This window comes from Enterobacter sp. PL_is511, assembly GCF_055816065.1.
Window position 1 is genome coordinate 1406404 of the sequence record NZ_JBVPGP010000024.1, and the last position, 25319, is coordinate 1431722.

The following is a 25319-nucleotide window of genomic DNA, read 5'->3' on the forward strand; positions in this document are numbered from 1 at the left end:
GGAGAAGAAATGAGTAACGTAAAGGTTGTTGATGTCATCATTCGCAAAACGGCGGAGAAAACGAAATTAACCGGCGAAGGAAATCTGTCGGTCTCTATTTCATCGCCGAGCGTGATTGAAATCCAGGGTTCTGCTCAGGATGTGGCGCGTTATGTCCGCCAGGGGAAAGACCTCCTCATTTATATGAAAGATGGCAGCGTTATTCGCTGCAATAACTATTTTGTCGAAGATCCAGAGACGCATAACCAGTCAGAACTGGTATTCAACGACCGTCAGGAACTGACACATATTTCTTTTGCCGATGCCGGGGAAGCGTCAGGCGTTGCGGTGACCGAGTTAACCGCGCAGGCCACACCGATTAGCAGCATTCAACCTTTCCTCGAGCAGGAAAGTGTTTTAAGCGACGCGCCGTGGGGCTGGATTGCGGGAGCTGCGTTAGGCGGCGGTGCCATCGGGGCACTGCTGGCAAACGGCGGTGACGGTGAAACAAAAACAAAAGTCATTGATAATACCAAAGAAGTTGAAAGCGCCACGCCGACCTTCTTGCTGTCGGATAAAGCGGGTGACAAGCAGGGCGTGCTGAGTGCAAACGAGATCACGGACGACAGCAACCCAACCTTTAGCGGTACCGGTCAGCCGGGCGCGACCATCCAGATCAAAGACAGCAGCGGCAGCACCATTGCCAGCACCATGGTCGGCAAAGACGGCACGTGGACGGTAATATTACCGACCCAGACGGACGGGGAGCACACCTGGTCGGTCGTGCAGATCGACGGCAGTAAAACCACCGATGCGGGCAACATCACCGTAACGGTCTCGACCGCCGAGGCCGCCATTACGCTGGCCACCACGGCGGGCGATAACGTGCTGAACGCCAGCGAGCAATCTGCGGGCTTTACGCTCTCCGGCGCCAGCAAAAATCTGGCGCAGGGTACCGAACTCACCGTGACGCTGAACGGCAAAACCTACGCGGCTGAAGTCGGGGCAGACGGCGCGTGGAGCGTTAACGTACCCGCGGCCGACGCGCAGGCGCTGGGCGATGGCACCTGGACCGTCAACGTCAGCGGTAAAGATGCGGCGGGTAATACCGTCAGCGGAAGCCAGACGATTGGCGTGGATACCACCGCGCCAACCCTCTCTGTCGATACCGTCGCACAGGACAACATCATTAATGCGGCTGAGCATAATCAGCCGCTGACGCTAACCGGTAAAACGAATGCGGAAGCCGGTCAGATCGTCACGGTCACCCTGAACGGTAAAAATTATAACGCCACGGTGGGCAGCGACGGCACCTGGTCCGTCACGCTGGAGGCGGGCGACGTGCAGGCGCTCAGCGAGGGCAATCACACCCTGACTGTGAACGTTAGCGACAAAGCGGGCAACGGCTCGTCCGTGACGGCAGATTTCACGGTGGATACCGTCGCGCCGGTCGTCACCATCCATACCGTGGCGGGCGACGATATCCTTAATATCAGCGAGCAGGGCCAGGCGCACATTATTTCCGGCCAGGCGAGCGGTGCAGCCGCGGGCGATGTGGTCACCGTAACCCTTGGCGGTCAGACCTTCACCGGCGTGGTGCTGGCGGACGGCAGCTGGAGCGTGGGCGTGCCGGCGTCCGTGCTGGGCGCGCTGGGCGAAGGCAACCATACGCTTTCGGTTTCCGTCACTGATGCGGCAGGCAACACCGGCAGCGCCACGCACGACATTACGCTGAGTGGACATCCGCCAGAATTTACGATTGACGCCATCAGCCAGGATAACGTCCTGAATGCCCAGGAGGCGATGCAGCCGCTGAGCCTGACCGGCACCAGCAACCTGCCGGACGGCACCACCGTCACCGTGACGCTGAACAACGTCAACTATCAGGCCACCGTCGAAAACGGTATCTGGGCGGTCCAGGTTCCGGTTTCCGACGTCCTGAATCTGGCGAACACGCTTTACACCGTCAGCGTCAGCGGTACCGACAGCGTGGGTAACAGCGGTTCTGCCGAAGCGAATCTGCTGGTGGATACCGTCCTTCCGCAGGTCATCATCAATACGTTTGCGGGCGACAACCTGGTCAATAACGCCGAAGCGGGCGTCGATCAAACCCTCAGCGGTCGCGTTACCGGCGCGGCGGCGGGCGATACCGTCTCCATCACCGCAGGTGGCAAGAGCTACACCGCAACGGTTGGCAGCGATCTGACCTGGAGCGTGAAGATCCCGTCAGCGGATCTTCAGGCGTTCGGCGACGGCGATTTAACCTTCACCGCGTCGGTGACCAACGGGCACGGCAATACCGGCACCGGCGAGCGTGATATCAATATCAACGCGGAGCTGCCGGGTCTGCGCGTGAACACCATTTCCGGCGATGACGTGATCAACGCCATTGAGCAGCAGCAGGATCTGAGCGTCACCGGCTCCAGTAGCCATCTGGCCGCGGGCACGCAGATTGTCGTCACCATCAACAACGTTGAGTACGTCACCGCGGTTAACGCCAGCGGCAACTGGCAGATCGGCGTTCCGGCGGCGGACCTGCAGGCCTGGACGGCGGGCGGCATGACGGTGAGCGTCAGCGCGGTAGATGCCTGGGGCAATCCCGTTGCGGCTGAACACCCGATTGAACTCGATCTGAACGCCGTGGCGGTCACCATTGATACCGTCTCCGGCGACGACCTGCTGAATGCGGCAGAAAAAGGCGGTGATTTAACCCTTTCCGGCCAGACGCAGGGCGTGGAAGCGGGGCAGACCGTGGTGGTGAAATTCGCTGACCAGACCTTTACTGCGCAGGTGCAGCAGGATGGCTCCTGGAGCCTGACTGTACCCGCCAGCGCCATGGAAACCCTGACCGACGGGCGCGCGCAGGTGAGCGTCAGCGTCACTAACGTCAGCGGCAACAGCGCGGACGCGGCGCGCGTTGTCACGGTGGATACGCAGCCACCGGCGATTACGCTCGATAACCTGACCGCCGACAACATCATTAATGCGGCAGAAGCGCAGCAGGATTTACTGTTAAGCGGCAGCAGCAGTGCGGAACCCGGCCAGACGGTCACCGTGACGCTGAACGGCAAAACGTATCAGACCACGGTCCAGACGGACGGTACCTGGCAGCTGAGCGTCCCGGCGGCTGACGTCGGTGCCCTGACGGACGGCATCGTTACCGTGACGGCAACCGTGAGCGACGTGGCGGGCAACAGCAGCAGCGCCGATCGCGTGGGTCTGGTGGATGCGACTGTACCGCAGGTGACCATTAATGACTTTGTTACCGGCACCAATACCGTTAACCAGCTCGCCCATTCACAGGCGCAGATCCTGAGCGGCTCCGTCACCGGTGCGGCAGCGGGTGACCTGGTGACTATCACCATTAACAGCGTCGATTACACCACCGTGGTGGATGCGGCGGGCGACTGGAGCCTCGGCCTGCCGGCGACCGTCGTGCAGGGTCTGGCGGACGGCACCTGGACCATCGACGTCTCCGTGACCGACCGATCCGGCAACACCGGAAGCAGTTCGCTGGATGTGGTGGTGAATACCGTGACGCCTGTTATTGGTATCAGCACGCTGGCGGCGGACGACGTAATCAATGCGACCGAGAAGGGCGAAGATCTGCTGCTCTCCGGCACCAGCAACCAGCCGGAAGGCACGCGCGTTACCGTTAACCTGAACGGCATCAACTACACCGCCACCACCGACGCCAGCGGCAACTGGAGCGTGACCGTACCGGCCTCGGCCGTAAGCGCCCTGGGAGAAGCTCATTACACCGTGACGGCGAGCGTCACGGATAGCGTAGGCAACAGCGCCTCAACCTCACACGATGTGCTGGTGGACAGCTCGCTGCCGGTGGTGACGATCGGCACGCTGGCGGGCGACAATATCGTTAACGCGGCGGAAGTGGCGGCAGGGCAAACCCTGTCCGGTAAGGTGACGAACGCGGCGGCCGGTGACACTGTCACGATTATCCTCGGCGGTCAGACTTACACGGCTACCGTGCAGGACGATCTCACCTGGAGCCTGCCGTTAACGGAGAGCCAGTTCACCGCGCTCGGCAACGGCGACCTCACCGTATCCGCCAGCGTGACCAACGCGCACGGTAATACCGGTTCTTCTTCTCTCGACTTCAGCATCGACGCCCAGCTCCCGGGACTGCGTATTGATACGGTCGCAGGTGACGACGTGATTAACGTCATCGAACACGCCCAGAATCTGATTGTCTCCGGCACCAGCACCGATCTGGCGGCGGGCAGCGCCGTGACCGTGACCATCAACGGCAAAGCGTATTCCGCAACCGTGCTGGCAGACGGCACCTGGCAGGCAGCGGTACCGGCGGCGGACGTGTCCCAGTGGGCGGATGGCTCGCTGGATATCAAGGCAAGCGCGCAGGATGCCTCCGGCAACCCGGTGATCATCGGCACCGTCGTGGACGTCGATCTCGCGCCGGTCGCCATCACCATCAGCAGCGTGACCGACGACAACGTGCTTAACGCGGCGGAAAAAGGCCAGGACCTCGTGCTGTCCGGCACCACGTCCAACGTGGAAGCGGGTCAGACCGTCACCATCACCTTTGCAGGGAAAACGTACACCACGACGGTAGATGGCAACGGCGACTGGACCTGGACCGTTCCGGCTGCCGATCTGAGTGCCCTGAAGGACGGTGGCGCCAGCGTGCAGGTCAGCGTCACCAACGTGAACGGCAACGCGGCCTCTTCGGTGCAGGAATTCAGCGTCGATACCACCGCGCCGACGGTGACTATCAACACCATCAGCAATGACAATATGCTGAACGCGGCAGAGGCGGCGCAGGATCTGACCCTGAGCGGGACGTCTACTGCCGAAGCGGGCCAGACGGTCACCGTGACCTTCAACGGCAATCAGTACACCGCGCAGGTGCAGGCGGACGGCAGCTGGACGCTCGACGTTCCGGCGGCGGATCTGGCGGGCATCACCGACGGCAGCGCGGCGGTCACGGCGACCGTGTCCGACAAAGCAGGTAACCCGGCCAGCGCAGGTTCCTCGGTGCTGGTCGACACCACCGTGCCGCAGATTTCGTTCAACATCGTTGCGGGCGACGACATCGTGAATATTGCCGAGCACGGCCAGGCGCTGATCGTCTCCGGTAAGGTCACGGGCGCGCAGGCGGGCGACGTGATCACCGTGACCCTGAACGGCAAAGACTACACCGCCATGCTGGACGCGTCCGGCAGCTGGAGCGTGGGCGTTCCGGCGGCGGACGTGGGCGCGCTGGCAAACGGCGAGCAGACGATCTCTGCGACCCTCACCGACAAAGCCGGTAACAGCACCACCGCGACGCACGAGTTTGACGTCTCCCTGACCGCGCCGGTAATTGCCATTAATACCCTGGCGGTTGACGATGTGATCAACGCGACTGAGAAAGGCCAGGATCTGCAGGTGTCCGGCACCAGTAACCAGCCGGATGGCACGACCATTACGGTGACCCTGAACGGCATCAGCTATACGGCCACCGCCGACGCGAGCGGCAGCTGGAGCGTCACCGTTCCGGCGGCAAACGTCTCTGCGCTGGGCGAAGCGAGCTATGTGGTGACGGCGAGCGTAACCGACGCCGCAGGCAATAGTGCGAGCACCGGCCACAGCGTGCTGGTCGACAGCGCGCTGCCGCAGGTCACCATCAACCCTGTGGCCACGGACGATGTCATTAACGCGGCGGAAGTGGCTAGCGGGCAGACCCTGAGCGGCAAAGTGAGCGGCGCGACGAGCGGTGACACTGTCACTGTTTCAGTCGGTGGCAATACCTGGACCGCGACGGTTCAGGACGATCTGAGCTGGTCGGTCAACGTGCCGTTCTCGGTCTTAACCGCTATCGGTAACGGCGATCTGACGGTGTCAGCCAGCGTCACCAACGGTCACGGCAACACCGGAACGGGCGAGCGCGAAATCGTTATAGATGCCAACCTGCCGGGCCTGCGCGTCGATACCGTGGCGGGCGACGATGTGATCAACAGCATTGAGCACGCTCAAAACCTGGTTATCACCGGCTCCAGCGAAGGCCTTGCAGCGGGCGCGGCGCTGACGGTAACCGTCAACGGCAAAACCTACGCGGCCACCGTACTGGCGGACGGCACCTGGACGGCGGCCATTCCGGCGGCAGACGTCAGCGCGCTGAATGCGGGCACGGTTACCGTGACCGTGGAAGGCCAGAGCGCGGCGGGCAACCCGGTTTCCATCAGCCATGACGTGAAGGTGGATCTGGCGGCAGTCGCCATCAGCATTGACCCGATTGCTTCGGACGACGTGATTAACGCGGCGGAGAAAGGCGCGGACCTGGTGCTGTCCGGCTCGACCACCAACGTGGAAGAAAACCAGACCGTTACCATCACCTTCGGCGGCAAGTCGTACACCGCGACGGTGGATGCCAGCGGCAACTGGACGGCGACCGTACCGTCCGCCGATTTGGGCAGCCTGAAGGACGGCGATGCCAGCGTGCAGGTGAGCGTCACCAACGTGAACGGCAACAGCGCGTCGGCAGGCCGCGAGTACAGCGTGGACGCGACCGCGCCGACGGTGTCTATTGAAATTGTCAGCGACAACAACATCATCAATGCGGCCGAAGCGCAGCAGGATCTGGTGATTAACGGCGTGACCAACGCCGAAGCGGGCCAGACCGTCACCGTGACGCTGAACGGCGTGGACTACACCACCACCGTTCAGGCCAACGGCAGCTGGAGCGTGACCGTGCCGTCCGCGGATCTGAGCGGTATTACCGACGGGAACTACACCGTCAGCGCCGCCGTATCGGACAAAGCGGGCAACCCGGCCTCCGCGGATCGCGACGTGCTGGTGGATACCACCGTTCCACAGTTGACCATTAACACCGTATCCGACGACGACGTGATCAACAGCGCCGAGCATGGGCAGGCCCTGATTGTCACCGGTTCCGTGACGGGCGCGGCGGCGGGCGACGTGGTCACCGTTACCCTCAACGGCAAATCGTACACCGCTACCCTGGACGCCTCCGGCAACTGGAGCGTGGGCGTGCCTGCGGCGGACGTCACCGCGCTGGCCGCCGGGGATTACACCATTACCGCGGCGCTGACTGATAAAGCGGGCAACAGCAACAGCGCCACGCACGGCGTGGAGGTGAACCTGACCGCGCCTGTGCTGACCATTGACACCGTTTCCGGTGACGATGTGATCAATAACAGCGAGAAAACCCAGGATCTGACGATTTCCGGTACGGCTTCCGGCCTGGCGGCAGGCGCGGCGGTGACCGTGATGCTGAACGGCAAAGCGTACAGCGCGCTGGTGGACGATAACGGGAAATGGACCACCACCGTTCCGGCGAGCGAAGTCGGTCAGTTGGGCGAGGCGCTTTATACCGTCACCGCCTCGGCAACGGACAGCGTCGGCAACAGCACCAGCGCGTCGCACACCGTAAACGTGGAGTCCGTTCTGCCGGGCGTGATCGTCAACACCATTGCGGGCGACGACATTATTAACGCGGCGGAGCTGGCAGCCGGCCAGACCATCAGCGGTAAGGTGGTGAATGCCGAAGCGGGCAACACCGTGACCGTGACGATTGGCGGCAACAGCTACACCGCAACGGTGCAGAGCGATCTCACCTGGTCCGTTAACGTGCCGTCTGACGTGCTGACCGCGCTGGGCAACGGCGATTTGACCGTGTCAGCCAGCGTCACGAACGGCGTGGGCAATAGCGGAACGGGCGAGCGCGAAATCGTGATAGACGCTAACCTGCCGGGCCTGCGCGTGGATACCGTGGCGGGTGACGACGTGATCAACAGCATCGAACATACTCAAAACCTGATTATCACCGGCACCAGTGACGGGCTGGCGGCGGGTGCGGCGCTGACCGTGACCGTCAACGGCAAAACCTATCCGGCGACCGTGCTGGCGGACGGCACCTGGAGCGCGGCGATCCCTGCGGCGGACGTGGGTGCGCTGGCTGCAGGCACGGTTACCGTGACCGTTGCGGGCCAGAGCAGCGCCGGTAACCCGGTTTCCATCAGCCACGATGTGACGGTGGATCTGGCGACCGTTGCCATCAGCATCGATGCGATTGCTACCGACGACGTGATTAATGCCGCCGAGAAGGGCGCGGATCTGGTGCTCTCCGGGGCGACCTCGAACGTTGAGGAAAACCAGACCGTTACCATCACCTTCGGCGGCAAGAGCTACACTGCGACCGTAGGCGCCGACGGCAAATGGACGACCACGGTGCCAGCCGCCGACCTGGCGGGTCTGAAAGACGGCGACGCCAGCGTGCAGGTGAGCGTCACCAACGTGAACGGCAACAGCGCCTCGGCGGGCCGCGAGTACAGCGTGGATGCGACCGCGCCGAGCTTGACCATCAACACCCTGGCGACGGACGACATTCTCAATGCCACCGAAGCGAAGAGCGATCTGACCGTGTCCGGTACCAGTACCGCCGAAGCGGGCCAGACAGTCACCGTGTCGTTGAACGGCAAAGACTACACCACCACCGTCAGCGCGGATGGCAGCTGGACGCTGAACGTTCCGGCGGCCGATGTTGCGGCCCTGACGGACGGCAGCGTGACCGTGACCGCATCGGTCAGCGATAAAGCGGGCAACCCGGCATCGGTGGATCACAACCTGGTGGTAGATATCACCGTGCCTGCGGTGACCATCAATACCGTGGCGGGCGACGACGTGATTAACATCGCTGAGCACGGCCAGGCGCACATCATCAGCGGCACCGCCACCGGCGCGGCAGCGGGCGATAAGGTCACCGTCACCATCGGCGGCCAGACCTACACCACCGTGCTGGACGCGGCGGGCAACTGGAGCGTCGGCGTCCCGGCCAGCGTGATTTCCGGCCTCCGCGACGGCACCGTGACCGTCACGGCGTCGGTCACCGACGCGGCGGGCAATACCGGCACTGGCACGCATAACGTGACCGTCGATACCGGTCTGCCATCGGTCAGCTTCAACGCCATCAGCGACGATAACGTGCTGAACGCGGTGGAAAAAGGTCAGGATCTGAGCGTGAGCGGCACCAGCGCCAACCTGGCGGAAGGCACCGTGGTGACCGTGACCCTGAACGGCAAAAACTACACGGCGGCGACCGCGGCAGACGGTACCTGGAGCCTGACGGTTCCGGCGGCGGATCTGGCCGGTCTGGGTCAGGCAAACTACACCCTGAACGCAACCGCCACCAACGACGTGGGCAACAGCGTGAGCAACACCGCGAACCTGCTGGTGGACACCGCGCTGCCAACGGTCAACATCAACACCGTGGCGGGCGATAACGTCATTAATGCGGCGGAAGTGGCCGCAGGCCAGACCCTGAGCGGCACCGTGGCGAATGCCGAAGCGGGCAATACCGTGACCGTGACCATTGGCGGCAACAGCTACACCGCAACGGTGCAGAACGACCTGACCTGGTCCGTCAACGTGCCGTCTGACGTGCTGACCGCGCTGGGCAACGGCAGCCTGAGCGTGACGGCGACCGTTACCAACGGCCACGGCAACACCGGCACCGGCGAGCGCGAGATCGCGATCGACGCTAACCTGCCGGGGCTGCGCGTCGATACCGTCGCGGGTGATGACGTGATCAACACCATCGAGCACGCGCAGAACCTGATCGTCAGCGGATCCAGCGACGGGCTGGCACCGGGCACGGCGCTGACCGTCACCATCAACGGCAAAGACTATGCGGCCACTGTACTGGCGGACGGCACCTGGAGCGCGGCGATCCCGGCTGCGGACGTGAGCGCGTGGCCGGAAGGCACCGTCAAAATCAGCGTTACTGGCGACAGTTCAGCGGGTAACCCGATTACCATCAGCCACGATGTGACGGTGGATCTGGCGACCGTTGCCATCAGCATCGATGCTATTGCGACCGACGACGTGATTAACGCGGCGGAGAAGGGCGCGGATCTGGTGCTGTCCGGTGCGACCACCCACGTGGAGGCCGGGCAAACCGTGACCATCAGCCTGAACGGCAAAATCTACACCACCACGGTGGACGACAACGGCAACTGGACCTGGACCGTACCGTCTGCGGATCTGGCCCACCTCAAGGATGGCGACGCCAGCGTGCAGGTGAGCGTCACCAACGTGAACGGCAACAGCGCCTCAGCGGGGCGTGAGTACAGCGTGGATACGACCGCGCCGTCCGTGACCATTCATACCCTTGCGGCTGACGATATTCTGAATGCCGCAGAAGCGCAGTCCGATCTGACCGTGTCCGGCACCACCACCGCCGAAGCGGGCCAGACGGTGACCGTGACGCTGAACGGCAAAGACTACACCACAACCGCAGGCGCGGACGGCAGCTGGACACTGAGCGTTCCGGCGGCGGATCTGGCGGCGCTCGGCGACGGCAGCGTCATCGTGACGGCGAGCGTCAGCGACAAAGCGGGCAACCCGGCGTCGGCCGATCACACTCTGACGGTGGACGTGACCGTTCCTGCGGTGACCATCAATACCGTGGCGGGCGATGATGTCATTAACCTCGCAGAACACAGCCAGGCGCACATCATCAGCGGCACCGCCACCGGCGCGGCGGCGGGCGATAAGGTGACCGTGACCATCGGCGGCCAGACTTACACCACCGTGCTGGACGCGGCGGGTAACTGGAGCGTGGGCGTCCCGGCCAGCGTGATTTCCGGCCTCAGCGACGGCACCGTAACCGTCACGGCGTCGGTCACCGACGCGGCGGGCAATACCGGCACCGGCAGCCATAACGTGACCGTTGACACCGGCCTGCCGTCCGTGGCCTTCAACGCCATCAGCGGCGATAACGTGCTGAACGCGGTGGAGAAGGGGCAGGATCTGAGCGTCAGCGGCACCAGCGCCAACCTGTCGGAAGGCACCGTGGTGACCGTGACCCTCAACGGTAATAACTACACGGCGACGACCGCCGCAGACGGCACCTGGAGCCTGACGGTCCCGGCGGCGGATCTGGCGGGTCTCGGCCTGGCTAACTACACCCTTAACGCAACCGCCACCAACGGCGTGGGCAACAGCGTCAGCAATACTGCAAACCTGCTGGTCGATACCGCGCTGCCGACCGTCACCATCAATACCGTGGCGGGCGACAACGTCATCAACGCGGCGGAAGTAGCGGCAGGTCAGACCATCAGCGGCACCGTGGCGAATGCCGAAGCGGGCAATACCGTCACCGTCACCATTGGTGGTAACACTTACACCGCAACGGTGCAGAGCGATCTGACCTGGTCCGTTAACGTGCCGGAGTCCGTCCTGACGGCGCTGGGCAACGGGGATTTGACCGTATCGGCGACCGTCACCAACGGCCACGGCAACACGGGAGCGGGCGAGCGCGAAATCGTTATAGACGCCAGCCTGCCGGGCCTGCGCGTCGATACCGTGGCGGGCGACGATGTGATCAACAGCATCGAACATACTCAAAACCTGATCGTCTCCGGCTCCAGCGACGGGCTGGCGGCAGGTACAACACTCACCGTGACCGTCAATGGCAAAACTTATGCGGCCTCCGTGCTGGCGGACGGTTCCTGGAGCGCGGCGATCCCGGCGGCAGACGTCGGGGCCTTCGCAGCAGGTACGGTCACCGTCACCGTTGCGGGCCAGAGCGCGGCGGGCAACCCGGTGACCATCAGCCATGACGTAACGGTCGATCTGTCTGTTGTTGCCGTCAGCATCGATGCGATTGCCACCGACGACGTGATTAACGCGGCGGAGAAAGGCGCGGATCTGGTGCTCTCCGGCAGCACCTCGAACGTGGAGGAAAACCAGACCGTCACCATCACCTTCGGCGGCAAGACGTATACCGCGAAGGTGGATGCTGACGGCCGCTGGACGGCAACCGTGCCGTCTGCGGATCTCGCGGGCCTGAAGGACGGTGACGCCAGCGTGCAGGTGAGCGTCACCAACGCGCACGGCAACAGCGCCTCGGCGGGCCGCGAGTACAGCGTGGACGCGACTGCGCCAACCGTGAGCATTGATACGGTCGCTGGCGATAACGTGATTAACGCCAGCGAAGCGTCTGCGGGCGTGGCCATTTCCGGCACCACCACGGCGGAAGTCGGGCAGACGGTCACCGTGACCCTGGGCGGTAAGAGCTATACCGCCCAGGTGCAGCAGGGCGGTATCTGGAGCGTGAACGTGCCGGGCACCGACCTGTCCGCACTGGCGGATAACGGCTACACCGTGCAGGTCAGCGTGAGCGACGCCGCGGGTAACCCGGGCAGCGCGGGCAAAGCGATTACGCTTGATACCACGCCGCCGACCGTCAGCTTTAACGCTGTCGCGGGCGATAACGTCATTAACAGCGTGGAGCACGGGCAGGCGCAGATTGTCAGCGGCACGGCAACCGGCGCGAGCGTCGGCGATAAAGTGGTTATCACCCTCGGTTCGAACCAGTACACCACTACCGTTGACGCCAGCGGCAACTGGAGCGTGGGCGTCCCGGCCAGCGTGATTTCCGCGCTGACCGACGGCACCGTGACCCTCAGCGCGACCATTACCGACAGCGCGGGCAACAGCAGCACCCAGACCCATGACGTGGTGGTCAACACCGCCTCCGTGGCGCTGACGGTGAACACCGTTAGCGGTGACGACGTCATCAACGCGGCTGAAGCCGGTTCGTCACTGGTGATTAACGGCTCCAGCGCGCAGTTCGCCAGCGGGACCCAGGTCACCGTGACCCTGAACGGCAAGACCTATACCGCCACGATTCAGAACGACGGCACCTGGACGACCACCGTACCGGCCGCCGACGTGGGCGCCCTGGCCGATGGCGCACGCTATCAGGTGTCCGTATCGGCACAGGACAGCGCGGGTAACAGCGCGTCGGCAACGCACGGCATCAGCGTGGATACCACTGCGCCGGTGGTGAGCATTGGGACGCTGTCGGTTGACGACATGCTGAACGCCGCGGAAGCGCAGCAGCCGCTGACCGTGCACGGTTCTTCCAGCGCGGAGGCGGGTCAGACCGTTACCGTGACGCTGGGCGGCAAAACCTACGCTGCGCTTGTCGGCAGCGACGGCACCTGGACGCTCGACGTGCCGGCAGCCGACCTGGCGGCCCTGAGCCAGGGCGCGCTGACGGTCACCGCCTCGGTCAACGATAAAGCGGGTAATAGCGGCCAGACCACGCACACCTTAACGGTGGATACCGTCGCACCAACCGTGACCATCAGCACCGTGGCCGATGACGATATCGTCAACAACGCGGAGCAGCGGGCGGGCCAGACCATCCGCGGCACCACCACGGCGGAACAGGGCCAGACGGTGACCGTCTCCTTCAACGGGCACAGCTATCAGGCGACCGTCGGGGCAGACGGATCGTGGTCGGTCTTCGTGCCGGGCCGTGATTTCCTCGGCCTGAGCGACGGGGAGTACACCATCACCGCTTCGGTAAGCGACAGGGCGGGCAACCCGGGCAGCGCAACGCACGACGTGACGCTGAACGGCGATGTCCCAACCATCACCATTAACACCTTTGCGCAGGACGATATCGTCAACGCCGCCGAGCATGGCACGCCGCTGGTTATCAGCGGCACCACCGATGCGCCGGCAGGCCAGACGGTGACCATCACGCTGAACGGTAAAACTTATGCGGCTACCGTCCAGAATGACGGTACCTGGAGCTACACGGTGGGAAGCGCTGACGTGGCCGCGCTGGCAGACGGCGGCTCGTACGTGATTAACGCGCAGGTCAGCAATACCATCGGCAACAGCGCCAGCGATAACCATACCGTCACGGTCGATCTGACCGCGCCGTCGATGGGGATCGCTATTGATTCGCTGCAAAACGACACCGGCCTGAGCGCAACGGATTTCATCACCAACGACAGCCAGGTCGTCGTCAACGGCTCGCTGACCGCGCAGCTCGGCAATAACGAGAAGGCGCAGATCAGCCTCGACGGCGGCGTCACCTGGATTGACCTGACCGTGACCGGCACCACCTGGCGCTACGCCGATGGCCGCACTCTGACGGACGGGACGTATCAGTACCAGGTCCGCGTGATTGATAACGCGGGCAACGTGGGGGCCACGGACAGCCAGGACGTGGTGATTGACCTGACGAAGCCTGCGGCAACCACCATTACCGTGGATTCCATTACGCAGGATACCGGCCTGTCCGGCAGCGACTTTATCACCAGCGACAACCAGATCAGCCTGAAAGGGACGCTGGGTGCGGCGCTGGGCAGCGGCGACCACGCGCAGATCAGCCTTGACGGGGGCGTCACCTGGACCGACGTCAGCGTCAGCGGCCTGAGCTGGACGTATGTTGATGGCCGCACGCTGGCCGACGGGGATTACAACTACCAGCTGCGCGTGATTGACGACGCGGGCAATATCAGTGCCACCGCCAGCCAGGTGGTGACCATTGATACGGTTGCGCCGGACGCGAGCAAAACCATCGCCATCGACAGCATCAGTGACGATACCGGTCTGAGCAGCAGCGACTTTATCACCAACGATACGTCCCTGACGCTGCACGGCTCGCTCGGCGCGACGCTGGCCGACGGCGAGTATGCCCAGATCAGCATCGACGGCGGCGTGACCTGGCAGAACGTCATCGTCACCGGCAACAGCTGGTACTACGTCGATGACCGCACGCTGGGTAACCAGACCTATGACTACTACGTTCGCGTGGTGGATGCGGCGGGCAACGTGGGTGCCAGCGCCCATCAGCAGGTGACCGTCGATACGGTCGCCCCGGATGCGGCGATTACGGTGACCGTGGATAACATCACCGTGGATACCGGATTCGACAATAACGACTTCCTGACCAGTTCGACCTCGTACACGCTGCACGGAACGCTCGGCGCAGCGTTAGGGGCGGGTGAGTACGTGCAGGTGAGCATGGACGGCGGCAGCACCTGGGTGTACGCCACCGTCAGCGGGACGCAGTGGAGCTACAGCGACACGCGTACCCTGACCGACGGCAGCCATAACTACCAGGTGCGGGTCGTTGACCAGGCGGGGAACGTTGGGGCCACCACCGCGCAGGCGGTGACGGTGGATACCCACGCGCCGCAGTACGGCGTCACCATCGACAGCATCAGCGAAGATACGGGCCAGTCCGGGAGTGATTTCATCACCATGGACACCACGCTGACCATCAACGGTTCGCTGGGCAGCGCGCTGGCAAGCGACGAGCGCGTACAGATAAGCCTGGACGGCGGGAACACCTGGCTCGATACCACGGTCACCAACCAGCGCTGGAGCTACACCGATACCCGCGATCTGCCTGACGGAGACTACACCTACCAGGTGCGGATTATCGACCAGGCGGGCAACGTCGGCTCCACCGCCTCTCAGGTGGTGACGGTGGACACCACGCCGCCAACCACGGTGGGTACGGTCGTGAGCTATACCGACGGTGAAGGCGAGCGTCAGGGCACCTTTGGCAGCGCGGTGGCAACGGACGATAACTCGCCGCTGATCAACGGTACGCTTAACCGCGCCCCGGACGACGGTGAAATTGTGCAGCTCTATCGTGACGGGGTCCTGCTCGGTCAGGTGACCATGAACGGCAGTGCAAGCTGGTCCTTCCAGGACAACGGCCTGAGCGACGGAAATCACACCTACATTGTGCGCGTCACCGACAGGGCCGGTAACTACACCGAGTCTGACGGCTTTGTGCTGAACGTTGATACCAGCATCCCGACCACTACGGCGGCGATTACCGCGCAGACCACGTCGGATACTACGCCGATCGTCACCGGTACCGTCTCCGCTGACCTGGTGAACGGTGAATACCTGGTGGTAACGGTGAACGGCAAAACCTACACCTCCCAGACCGGCGGCGCGGTGGTGGTCGATCCGGATCACAACACCTGGTATCTGCAGATCCCGGACGGCGATGCGCTGAGCGTGTCGAGCTACAGCGTGACGGCGCAGGTGAAGAGCAGCGCGGGTAACGGCAATACCACCGGTACGGCAACCGGCAGCCTGGTGATTGACACCACTTCGGTGAATACCGACTGGGCGACCACGGCGGGGAACAGCAACAACTCCACCATGACCCTCGGCATGAACAGCAGCGGTCTGTGGAACATCATTGCTAACGGCCAGTCTTATTCCAGCAGCGATAGCTCGACCTACGCCGGGAATACCCTGACCAACACCCGCGGCTATTACGTGGTGAGCCAGACCGCCGCCGACTTTGACCGTAACGGCACGCAGGATATTTTCGCCACGGAGACCACCTACTCAGGATCCACGCAGGTGATGTGGACCTACGATGGCAGCACCTATAACGCCAGCCAGCTGGCGATGGGGACCACCATCTGGTACGGCGGCGTGATTGCGTACGACAAAACCGGGGATGGCTATCTGGATCTGGCGTACGGCGACTCCGGCGCGGACTCCATTACCTATCTGATCAACAACAACGGGGTACTCTCGCCTGACGGCACTTACGGCGGCGCGGGGTTCTGGGGACAGTTCACCACCATGCGTGAAATCTCCGGCGTCGATATTAACAATGACGGCACCGTGGATGTGGTTCAGCACACCAACCGCAGCGGCGCGTACTCGTTAACCGTGATCAACAACAACGGTAACGGCACGCTCTCTATCGGTCAGAACCTGACGAACGTGTTCGTGGCCAACGCCTCGAATACCACCACGGCGGCGTCCATGACGTGGGCGGACTTCAACGGCGATGGCTACATGGATCTGTACCTGGGCAGTAGCTACAACAACAACGGCGGGGTGATCTACTACAACGACGGTACCGGGAAGCTCTCAACCACCAAGAGCGCGGTCGAGGCCTCTAACGCCACGGCGGGGTATCTGTCGGTGGCGGTGGACTGGAACGGTGACGGGCAGATGGACATCGTCAAGCTCAGCAGCTATGGCGGCTCGCAGACGGCGACGCTGTTCACCAACAACGGTTACGGCTCGACCTGGACTGCAAGCCAGCTGGCTTCCGGACTGGCGAACGTCACCGGCGTGGCGGCAGTGGACTACAACTGGGACGGTGCGCAGGATCTGCTGGTCTCTCAGCAGAACGGCAAGGTGGTGCTGGTACAAAACAGCAAAACCATTGCTGACGGCACCGCGATGCACCTGCACATTGTCGACAGCGAGGGCATCAACGCCTACTACGGCAATACGGTCAATCTGTACAACGCCGCGGGCGTACTGGTGGCCTCGCAGATCATCAACGCCCAGTCCGGTATCGGTTCGAACGATACCTCTGCGCTGGTGAGCTTCTACGGGCTGGATCCGAATGAAACCTACTCGGCCGAGATCCTGAAGATCACCAACGGCGTGTCGGATAACGTCACCTGGAGCGGCCTGGAGGCGGGCAACGGCAAGGAGGGCTACGTCCTGACGGCCGAAGCGGCCACCGGCGGCCACAGCGGAACCATTACCGGAACCGGGTATAACGACACCTTTATCGCAGAGGATGGCACCTATACCTACAACGGTTCCGGCGGCTGGACTACCCATTCCGACCATGACACCTGGAGCAACACCGGTGGGATGGACGTGGTGGATTACCGCAATGCGACCTCCGGCGTGACCGTGGACCTGCGCCTCTCAACCGCGCAGGACACCGGCTTCGGCACCACGCGTCTGCTGAACATTGAAGGGATTAACGGCTCGGATTACGACGACGTCATCACCGGCAACAGCGGTGATAACCGGTTCGAAGGCCGCGGCGGAAACGACACCTTCAACATCGGCAGCGGCGGCCACGATACGCTGCTCTACAAGCTGATCAACGCCTCGGATGCCACGGGCGGTAACGGTCACGACGTGGTGAACGGCTTTACGGTCGGCACCTGGGAAGGGACGGCGGACACGGATCGGATTGACCTGCGCGATCTGCTCTCCGGCAGCGGCTATACCGGCACGGGCTCGGCGAGCTATGTGAACGGCGTGGCCACGCTGGACAGCAGCGCGGGCAATATCAGCGATTACATCCGCGTGGTGCAGAACGGCAGCAATACCGAGATCCAGGTTGACCTGGACGGTACCGGCGGTCAGTTCTCGCCAACCACCCTGGTGACGCTGAACGGCGTGCAGACGGATCTGGCGACGCTGTTGGCGAACCATCAACTGTTAATTGCGTAAAACAACGCCGCGGGGAGCGATCCCCGCGGCCTTTTGGCGTTTCTTTACACGAATTGCGTTAACCCGGAGATTATGAAGACACATCCACAGTACGAACCCTGGCTGCAGGGCATGCTCATCATCGCGAAGCACTACCGGCTGGACTTTTCGGTGGAGCACGTTCGGGTCACGATTAACCATGAAAGCCAGTCGCCGCGCCAGCTGGTGCTGGAGGAGATGGCGCGCCAGCTTGGGCTGGGGATGCGTGTGGTGGCGGCGGAAGCGGTCTCCCTCGATCCGTGGCGTCTGCCGCTGCTGGCGGAATTCACCGGCGGGCAGATTGCGGTGATCAACCGCATGGACAACGACGGCAACGTCAGCATGCAGTTCAGCGGCGACGGCGGCCTGGAGACGACGCTAACGCGCGAGGCGCTCGGGTCGCGATTAAAGGGCCTGATGGTGCTGCGCCCGCTCGAGTCCACGCCGGATGCCCGCGTGGATGACTACATCAAACCGTATGAGAAAAACTGGTTCTGGCAGCTGGCGCTGAAGGACTGGCGACGCTACAGCGACATTATGCTGGTGGCGCTGGTCGCCAACGTGCTGGCGCTTTCCGGCATGGTCTTCTCCATGCAGGTCTACGACAGGGTGGTACCGTCGCAGTCAGAAGCCACGCTGTGGGTGCTGTTTGGCGGCGTGATGATTGCCATCGTGTTCGAATTCATCATGCGCATGCTGCGCGTACACATTTCTGACGTGGTGGGGAAACGCGCCGACCTGCGTATCTCTGAACGCGTGTTTGCCCACGCGCTGCGGATTAAAAACGGCGCGCGATCCAAATCAACCGGATCGTTTATCGCGCAGATCCGCGAGCTGGAGTCGGTGCGGGAGCTCATCACCTCCACCACCATTGCGGCTATCTCCGATCTGCCGTTCTTCCTGCTGTTCGTCTTTATTCTGTGGATGATTGGCGGCCCGCTGGTGCTGGTGGTGCTGCTCGCCGTGCCGCTGCTGCTCATCCCCGGCCTGCTGGTGCAGCGCCCGCTGGGGAAACTCTCCAGCGAAGGGATGCGTGAATCCGCCATCCGTAACGCCACGCTGGTGGAAGCGGTGCAGGGCATTGAAGACATCAAGCTGATGCGCGCAGAGCAGCGTTTCCAGAACCAGTGGAATAACACCAACGACGTCGCCGCCAGCGTCGGCATGAAGCAGCGCTGGCTGACGGGCCTGCTGCTCACCTGGACGCAGGAGGTGCAGTCTATCGTCTATGCGGTGGTACTGCTGGTGGGCTGTTACCTGGTCATCAGCGGTGACATGACCACCGGTGCGCTGGTCGGAACCTCGATTCTGGCGTCACGGACCATTGCGCCGCTGTCGCAGATCTCAGGCGTGCTCTCGCGCTGGCAGTCGGCAAAAGTGGCCCGCAAGGGGCTGGACGATCTGATGCAGCGGCCGATTGACGATCCGCAGCACGGCAAGAAGGTGCACAAAGCCCACCTGCGCGGCGACTACGCGCTTGAGGACGTCGGGTTTTATTACGACGAGGAAGAGAAACTTACCGTACTTAACATCAGCAAGCTGCAGATCCGCGCCGGAGAGCGCGTGGCGGTGCTCGGACGTAATGGCTCGGGCAAAAGCACGCTGTTACAGCTTCTGGCGGGCATGCAGGAGCCGCAGCAGGGCAGTATTCTGCTGGACGATATTGCCCTCAATCACCTCGACCCGGCCGACGTGCGTCGCGACATGCAGCTGCTGAGCCAGCAGGCCCGTCTGTTCTTTGGCTCCGTGCGGGACAACATCCTGATGGGGAACCCGTTAGCCACCGATGACGAAATTCATCAGGCGCTGGTCAACAGCGGCGCGCTGGAGTTTGTGCGCAAACAGAAAATGGGGCTGAACTATATCATCAACGAGGGCGGGGCTGGCCTCTCCGGCGGACAGCGTCAGGCGCTGCTGCTGACGCGTGCCCTGATCACCTCGCCGACTATCCTGCTGCTGGACGAGCCAACGGCCTGGCTGGACGAAATGAGCGAGAAGCAGTTTATTCAGCATCTTCACACATGGCTGGGTAAACGCCGGACGCTGGTGGTGGCGACGCATCGCCTGCCGATCCTGGACCTGGTCGACCGCATCATCGTGCTGGAAAACGGCAAGGTGGTGATGGACGGCCCGCGCGACGCCATCCTGCACCAGCACGGTATGGCGCCGCAAAAGACAGCACAGCGCACCGTGACCATGAAGACGGCGGCGGTTGCTGAGGAGGGCGCGGCATGAATGATTTCTCCCGTTTCAATAGCCGACTGAAGGAGCCTCGCCTTCCGCGCTCTACCCTGGTGGCATGGTCCCTGTTCGCCCTGCTGGCGGCGTTTATCGCCTGGGCGAGCCTGTTCCATCTTGATGAGGTGACGACCGGCAGCGGCAAGGTGATACCGTCTTCGCATGAGCAGGTCATCCAGTCCCTGGAAGGCGGCATTATCCACAGCCTGATGGTGCGCGAAGGCGACATTGTGGAACGCGGCCAGCAGCTTGCGCAGCTAGACCGGACGAAAACCGAGTCGAGCGTGCTGGAGAGTGAGTCTCGTCTGAATGCGGCGATGGCCACGGCTGCGCGCCTGAAGGCCGAGGTGAACGACACGGAACTGGCGTTTCCGGGTGAGCTGGATGACGACGTTGAGCTGGTCAAGCAGGAAACGGCACTCTACCAGTCCCGTCGTGAAAGCCTCGAAAAAGGGCTGGCCGGGTTGCGTCAGGGTGCCGAGCTGGTGCAGCGCGAGCTGTCGTTAACCCGGCCGCTGGTGACCCAGGGGGCGGCCAGCAAGGTTGAGGTGTTGCGTCTTGAGCGTCAAAAGAATGAGCTTGAGAATAAAATCACCGAGATGAAAAACCAGTATTACGTTCGCGCCCGTGAAGAGCTGGCGAAAGCCAACGCGGAGATTGAAGCCCAGCGTTCGGTGATGAAAGGGCGTGAGGACTCCCTGACCCGGCTGACCTTCAATGCGCCGGTTCGTGGGATCGTGAAGGACATTGACGTCACGACCGTGGGAGGTGTTATCCCGCCGAACGGCAAGCTGATGAGCCTGGTCCCGCTTGACGATCAGATGGTGGTCGAAGCGAAAATATCGCCGCGCGATGTGGCGTTTATCCATCCCGGCCAGAAGGCGCTGGTGAAAGTGACGGCCTATGACTACTCCATTTACGGCGGGCTGGAAGGGGAAGTGACCATGATTTCCCCGGACACCCTGCAGGATGAGGTGAAAAGGGATGTCTACTACTATCGCGTCTATATTCGTACCGACAGTAACCATCTGACCAATAAGCAAGGGCAGGAATTTCCGGTCTTTCCGGGCATGATTGCTACCGTTGATATTAAAACCGGCAGCAAAACCATTCTGGATTATCTGTTGAAACCGCTGAATAAGGCAAAAGAGGCGCTGCGGGAACGATAGGTGAAGGGCGTTCGGGAGACCGAACGCCTGGAGGATTATACGGTTGACGTCGCGTTGCTAGCGTGGCGTCGCTCTTTGGGTACTACGTTGATGTAATGCGTAACATAGGCAAAATATAACCCGGCATAATTTTCGACGAGTTCGATAAACGCCGGGTATATCGATAGCCGACCATCACCCCGATCTTTCAGGTAGCCTGCCTCCTGAGCCGATTTGATAATCCGGTTGACGTGGATACGCGAAACGAAAAATTCTTTTGCGAGCGTGCTGGCTGAATAGTCGATGACGGCACCATGGGCAGATTTATTTTTCATAGCCTGCAGGTAAAGATAAAGCATAATCATACGTCCGCCATCTTTATCGATAAATAATCCCACTTCAGGCAACACCTTCCTGAACGTTAATCCCCGAAAAAGATATTCTGCCGCGCGGCGGAAGAAGTTATTTCTCAAAATATCATTGTCCAGCAGGTTTACGTTAATATTGAATGTCGGGTAAAGAATACTGACGGGCAAAAATGCGCCGGACATATAACGCTTAAGTTCATTCAGGCCTTTTTCAGTAGGAGCGATTCTCGTTTTGCGTCGGTCTTCCGTGCAGCGCCAGGTCTTGATACGCCCGGTGGTTCTCAGTATCGTAATGATCGCAATAACGCTGTTGGGGCTGGCTATCTTATAGCGAGAACATAAATCTTTAATCTCTGAAACTGACTCCGCCTGATTTCCAAAAATAAAACAACACATAGAGAGGATAATGTTAAATCGTGATTCCTGCAGCATTGTCTTGTAGAAAAGAGGTTGTTTTTTATAGATGGTGTCATTAATTGTGTAGTGCTCTAATATTGCCTCACCGAATCGCGGATTGTTCTTTATAACATCCCTTCGATGTAGCAAGGCCCTGGATGAGATGTGATTATCCATAGCATTTTTCTCGTATTTTAATGAGCCGATAGATGAAGTGTTCAGTCTTCTTTTTCGGAATTCTCATTATACCCTGAGAATGAGATATTTGCCGTTGTTATTTGCAAAGAAAAGTATATTTGCGAACTGGTGATTAACGCAAAGATGTTCCAGTGAATCAGGTTGATAACTGTATCTTACCCTGAGGCTCCAGGATAAAATTACTGTTCTCAACGTGTGCAATAAATTTAATTTATTCACAAATGGAAACGGCGCTTTTGGTGCCCAGGAGCTGGTTATGATCCACAAAGTTTCTCTCAGAAATGGGGCGTGCGATGAACAAAAATTTGTCGTTTCAGCCTGCGCGTTCACATTCCAGGGATATCGTGAGATCCTTAGCAGGTACGGAGTACAGGCCACGCATATTCACTTTGAGGGGGATGAGGTCTCCCAACAGGAATTGCAAAATATCCTTATAAATCAGAATGCTCATATTGTAGCTTTTCTCGGCAAAGGTATTGTCGATCTTCTGGAGAGCCTGAAGCGACTGGCATTCGTGCTCAATGCACTCCCCGTTATTCGACGCGTCACCCTGTATGGTGACATACCGGATGGCTGGTTGTATCGCACCCTTAGCAGTCTTTTAAATAACCGCTATCAATTGTCATTAATTCGTATAGCCCATGTTTCAGATGTAATAACCTGTTTTCACACCCACCATAACGGGTTTAAGGACCGCTCACGGTTATTACTCGAACGCAGTACGGATATTTCTCCGCATGAAAATATTAAATGGCTTACAAAAAGAGAGATTGATGTATTGTTAAATTTCTACCGCGGCATGTCCGTAAAAGAAATGTGCGATAGAATGGGGCTCTCTAATAAAACGGTTTACACCCACCGCAAGGAAGGTGTGCTGAAATTAAGGTTAATTAAGCAATGGCTACACGATCCGCACAATTTAAAAGTGGAGGGAAGTATTAAGCGGCGAAGTCAAAAAACGGAATTTACGGATAAGGAAGCAGGAATCTTCAATGCGTTGCATAACAAAGAGATATTTCCTGCCTATCAGATCATTACCGATCGTGATAAAAAAGGGGTAGGTTTTGAGATACTCATTCGCTGGAATAAGAATGGTAAGATTGTCAAGCCAACCAGTTTTCTTACGGATATTTCTAGCTATGAGATATGGCTAAAAATAACGGCGCTAGTCATCCATGCCGCCGTATCAGGAATTAATAAGTATAACGGGAAATACTATTTTTCAGTGAATATCCCGCCTCGTCTGGCTTCCGGCAATGCCTTGCCAGATATGGCGAGAAAAGCCATCGGCATGCTGCTCAAACCGCAGTGGGCCGAAAAGCTGGTCTTTGAATTTGCAGAAGATATTGACGTGACGAAGGACAAAAGGATCCCTGAAACCATGCGGCATTTACGCAATACGGGGTGTCGATTGTTTCTGGATGACTGTTTCTCTAACCACCAAACCATGTTCCCGGTGCGCCAGGTCCATTTTGACGGACTCAAATTGGATCGGGACATCGTCGAGCATTTTGTGGCAAACGACAATGACTATAACTTGATTAAAGCGATACAGATTTATAGCGACATGACCGGGGCAGACTGCATTGCAGAGGGGGTTGATAGTGAAGAGAAATTCGAGAAATTAGTCGCGCTGGGCGTCAAAAACTTTCAGGGTTATTATTTATCGCGTGCTGTGAAAGAGGAAGAGTTAGACCGCATGGTTAGGTTGTTCAGTTAACAAAAATAAAGCCCCGAAGGGCCTTTTATTATTTTCGACCCAGCAGCAGGCCGAGAACAATACCGACCGCACCCGCTGCGACGAGGCCGGTGAGGGGGTTATTTCTGACCGCTTCAGTAACATCGGAAACAGCATCGCTGGCCTGCGCGGCATATTTTTTTGCCGCACCTTTTACCTGATGCTTTGGTGAATCAACGAACTCACCAAACTGCTGCTGTGCCGAACCTGCAAGTTCATCAAGTTTATTTTTTGCTTTGTCTTCAGCAAACTGGGTGTTTTTATCAGTACCGATATCAGACATTTTTGCCTCCTTTTGTTGATAATTAAAGGATAGCCGTTCTTTGCGGATGTGAGAGACGAAAGGTTAATTTCAGCACCCAACAGGGTGGTTTTCGGATATATCTCTGTGCGGGGGACTCCCACAGAGAGTGGGGGTTGGCGCGTCATTCCGGGCTGTCCGGCTCCCAGGAGAGGATATCGCCCGGTTGACACTGCAGTGCCTCGCATATTTTCGCCAGCGTATCAAAACGTATCCCTTTCACCTTGCCGGACTTGAGCAGCGACAGGTTTTGCTCAGTGATCCCCACAAAGGCTGCCAGTGCTCTGGACGTCATTTTCTTCTCTACCAGCATTTTGTCCAGATGAACCACGACAGCCATAATTAGATGAACTCCTTATTTTCTTCTTCCGCTTTGATCCCTTCGACCAGGGAGTGAAAGGTTACCAGCAGCAAACCGCCTGTTAATAGCAGAACAAAATCCCCAAGCAAAAGGGTGACCTGGTAGTAATGTCCCGGCCACGCGATCGTCAGCGGGATCAAAAAGCGACAGACCGGCAGTGCGATCCCAAGGCTTAACATCGCGATGGCAATCTTGCGAACGCTGTTTGCCAGAGCCCGGGAGAGGATCTGTTTTTGACGAACCTGACGCGTGACGCTCATTCCCTGCCAGACAGCAAAGGCAAACAGCCCCGCCGGAAGATAAAGGATCGCCAGCAGGAGTATCTGGCGCAGCGACGAAACCGTTGCAACAGCCAGATCGTCTTTCTGAACCTCGGCGAGCTTTAGCAGAGTGGAAATAAAAAACGACTCGCCGGTGAAATAAATCCACAAAGGGGTGATTAATGCCAGGATGAGAAATAGCGGCAGCACCCCTGCGATGAACACCAGACTGAGTTTACCCCTCGCACCATTCACATCGAACCTTCCTGAGTGTTTCA

General features: G+C 60.1%; 8 protein-coding genes. 4 read left to right on the forward strand and 4 right to left on the reverse strand.

Going from position 1 to position 25319, the window contains the following annotated elements; translation table 11 throughout:
* Window positions 1-9: 9 nt before the first annotated feature.
* The 3 genes from AC0TN7_RS22360 (at window position 10) to AC0TN7_RS22370 (ending at window position 21440) form a co-directional block, all read left to right on the forward strand.
* A complete protein-coding gene (locus AC0TN7_RS22360) occupies window positions 10-18015 on the forward strand; it encodes an Ig-like domain-containing protein (RefSeq protein WP_473702472.1) in 18006 nt (6001 codons plus the stop codon).
* Between the two features lie 72 nt (window positions 18016-18087).
* Window positions 18088-20268 carry a type I secretion system permease/ATPase gene (locus AC0TN7_RS22365; protein WP_473702473.1) on the forward strand — a complete coding sequence of 727 codons (2181 nt, stop codon included), beginning with the start codon at window positions 18088-18090 and terminating at the stop codon, window positions 20266-20268.
* A complete protein-coding gene (locus AC0TN7_RS22370) occupies window positions 20265-21440 on the forward strand; it encodes an HlyD family type I secretion periplasmic adaptor subunit (protein ID WP_024908389.1) in 1176 nt (391 codons plus the stop codon). The genes AC0TN7_RS22365 and AC0TN7_RS22370 overlap by 4 nt, the downstream gene beginning before the upstream one ends.
* 35 nt (window positions 21441-21475) lie before the next feature.
* Here the strand turns inward: AC0TN7_RS22370 and AC0TN7_RS22375 are convergent, their stop codons facing one another.
* Entirely contained in the window at window positions 21476-22360 is an 885-nt protein-coding gene (locus AC0TN7_RS22375; protein ID WP_473702474.1) for a MarR family transcriptional regulator, read from the reverse strand.
* Window positions 22361-22637: 277 nt separating this feature from the next.
* Between AC0TN7_RS22375 and AC0TN7_RS22380 the strand changes: the two genes are divergently transcribed.
* Window positions 22638-24101 carry an EAL domain-containing protein gene (locus tag AC0TN7_RS22380; protein WP_024908391.1) on the forward strand — a complete coding sequence of 488 codons (1464 nt, stop codon included), beginning with the start codon at window positions 22638-22640 and terminating at the stop codon, window positions 24099-24101.
* Between the two features lie 28 nt (window positions 24102-24129).
* Here the strand turns inward: AC0TN7_RS22380 and AC0TN7_RS22385 are convergent, their stop codons facing one another.
* The 3 genes from AC0TN7_RS22385 to AC0TN7_RS22395 form a co-directional block, all read right to left on the reverse strand.
* Window positions 24130-24402: an ElaB/YgaM/YqjD family protein gene (locus tag AC0TN7_RS22385; protein ID WP_024908392.1), complete on the reverse strand. Its 273-nt coding sequence runs from the start codon at window positions 24400-24402 to the stop codon at window positions 24130-24132.
* Between the two features lie 142 nt (window positions 24403-24544).
* Window positions 24545-24760 carry a helix-turn-helix domain-containing protein gene (locus AC0TN7_RS22390; protein WP_024908393.1) on the reverse strand — a complete coding sequence of 72 codons (216 nt, stop codon included), beginning with the start codon at window positions 24758-24760 and terminating at the stop codon, window positions 24545-24547.
* A 2-nt stretch (window positions 24761-24762) separates the two neighbouring features.
* On the reverse strand, window positions 24763-25296 hold the full coding sequence (locus tag AC0TN7_RS22395; RefSeq protein ID WP_024908394.1) for a DUF2975 domain-containing protein: 534 nt from the start codon (window positions 25294-25296) through the stop codon (window positions 24763-24765).
* Window positions 25297-25319: the final 23 nt, after the last annotated feature.

What these genes read in the sequence shown, in the direction of transcription:
- AC0TN7_RS22360 (WP_473702472.1), top strand. Translation starts at nt 10, where the DNA reads ATGAGTAACGTAAAGGTTGTTGATGTCATCATTCGCAAAACGGCGGAG.
- AC0TN7_RS22365 (WP_473702473.1), top strand. Translation starts at nt 18,088, where the DNA reads ATGAAGACACATCCACAGTACGAACCCTGGCTGCAGGGCATGCTCATC.
- AC0TN7_RS22370 (WP_024908389.1), top strand. Translation starts at nt 20,265, where the DNA reads ATGAATGATTTCTCCCGTTTCAATAGCCGACTGAAGGAGCCTCGCCTT.
- AC0TN7_RS22375 (WP_473702474.1), bottom strand. Translation starts at nt 22,360, where the DNA reads ATGGATAATCACATCTCATCCAGGGCCTTGCTACATCGAAGGGATGTT.
- AC0TN7_RS22380 (WP_024908391.1), top strand. Translation starts at nt 22,638, where the DNA reads ATGATCCACAAAGTTTCTCTCAGAAATGGGGCGTGCGATGAACAAAAA.
- AC0TN7_RS22385 (WP_024908392.1), bottom strand. Translation starts at nt 24,402, where the DNA reads ATGTCTGATATCGGTACTGATAAAAACACCCAGTTTGCTGAAGACAAA.
- AC0TN7_RS22390 (WP_024908393.1), bottom strand. Translation starts at nt 24,760, where the DNA reads ATGGCTGTCGTGGTTCATCTGGACAAAATGCTGGTAGAGAAGAAAATG.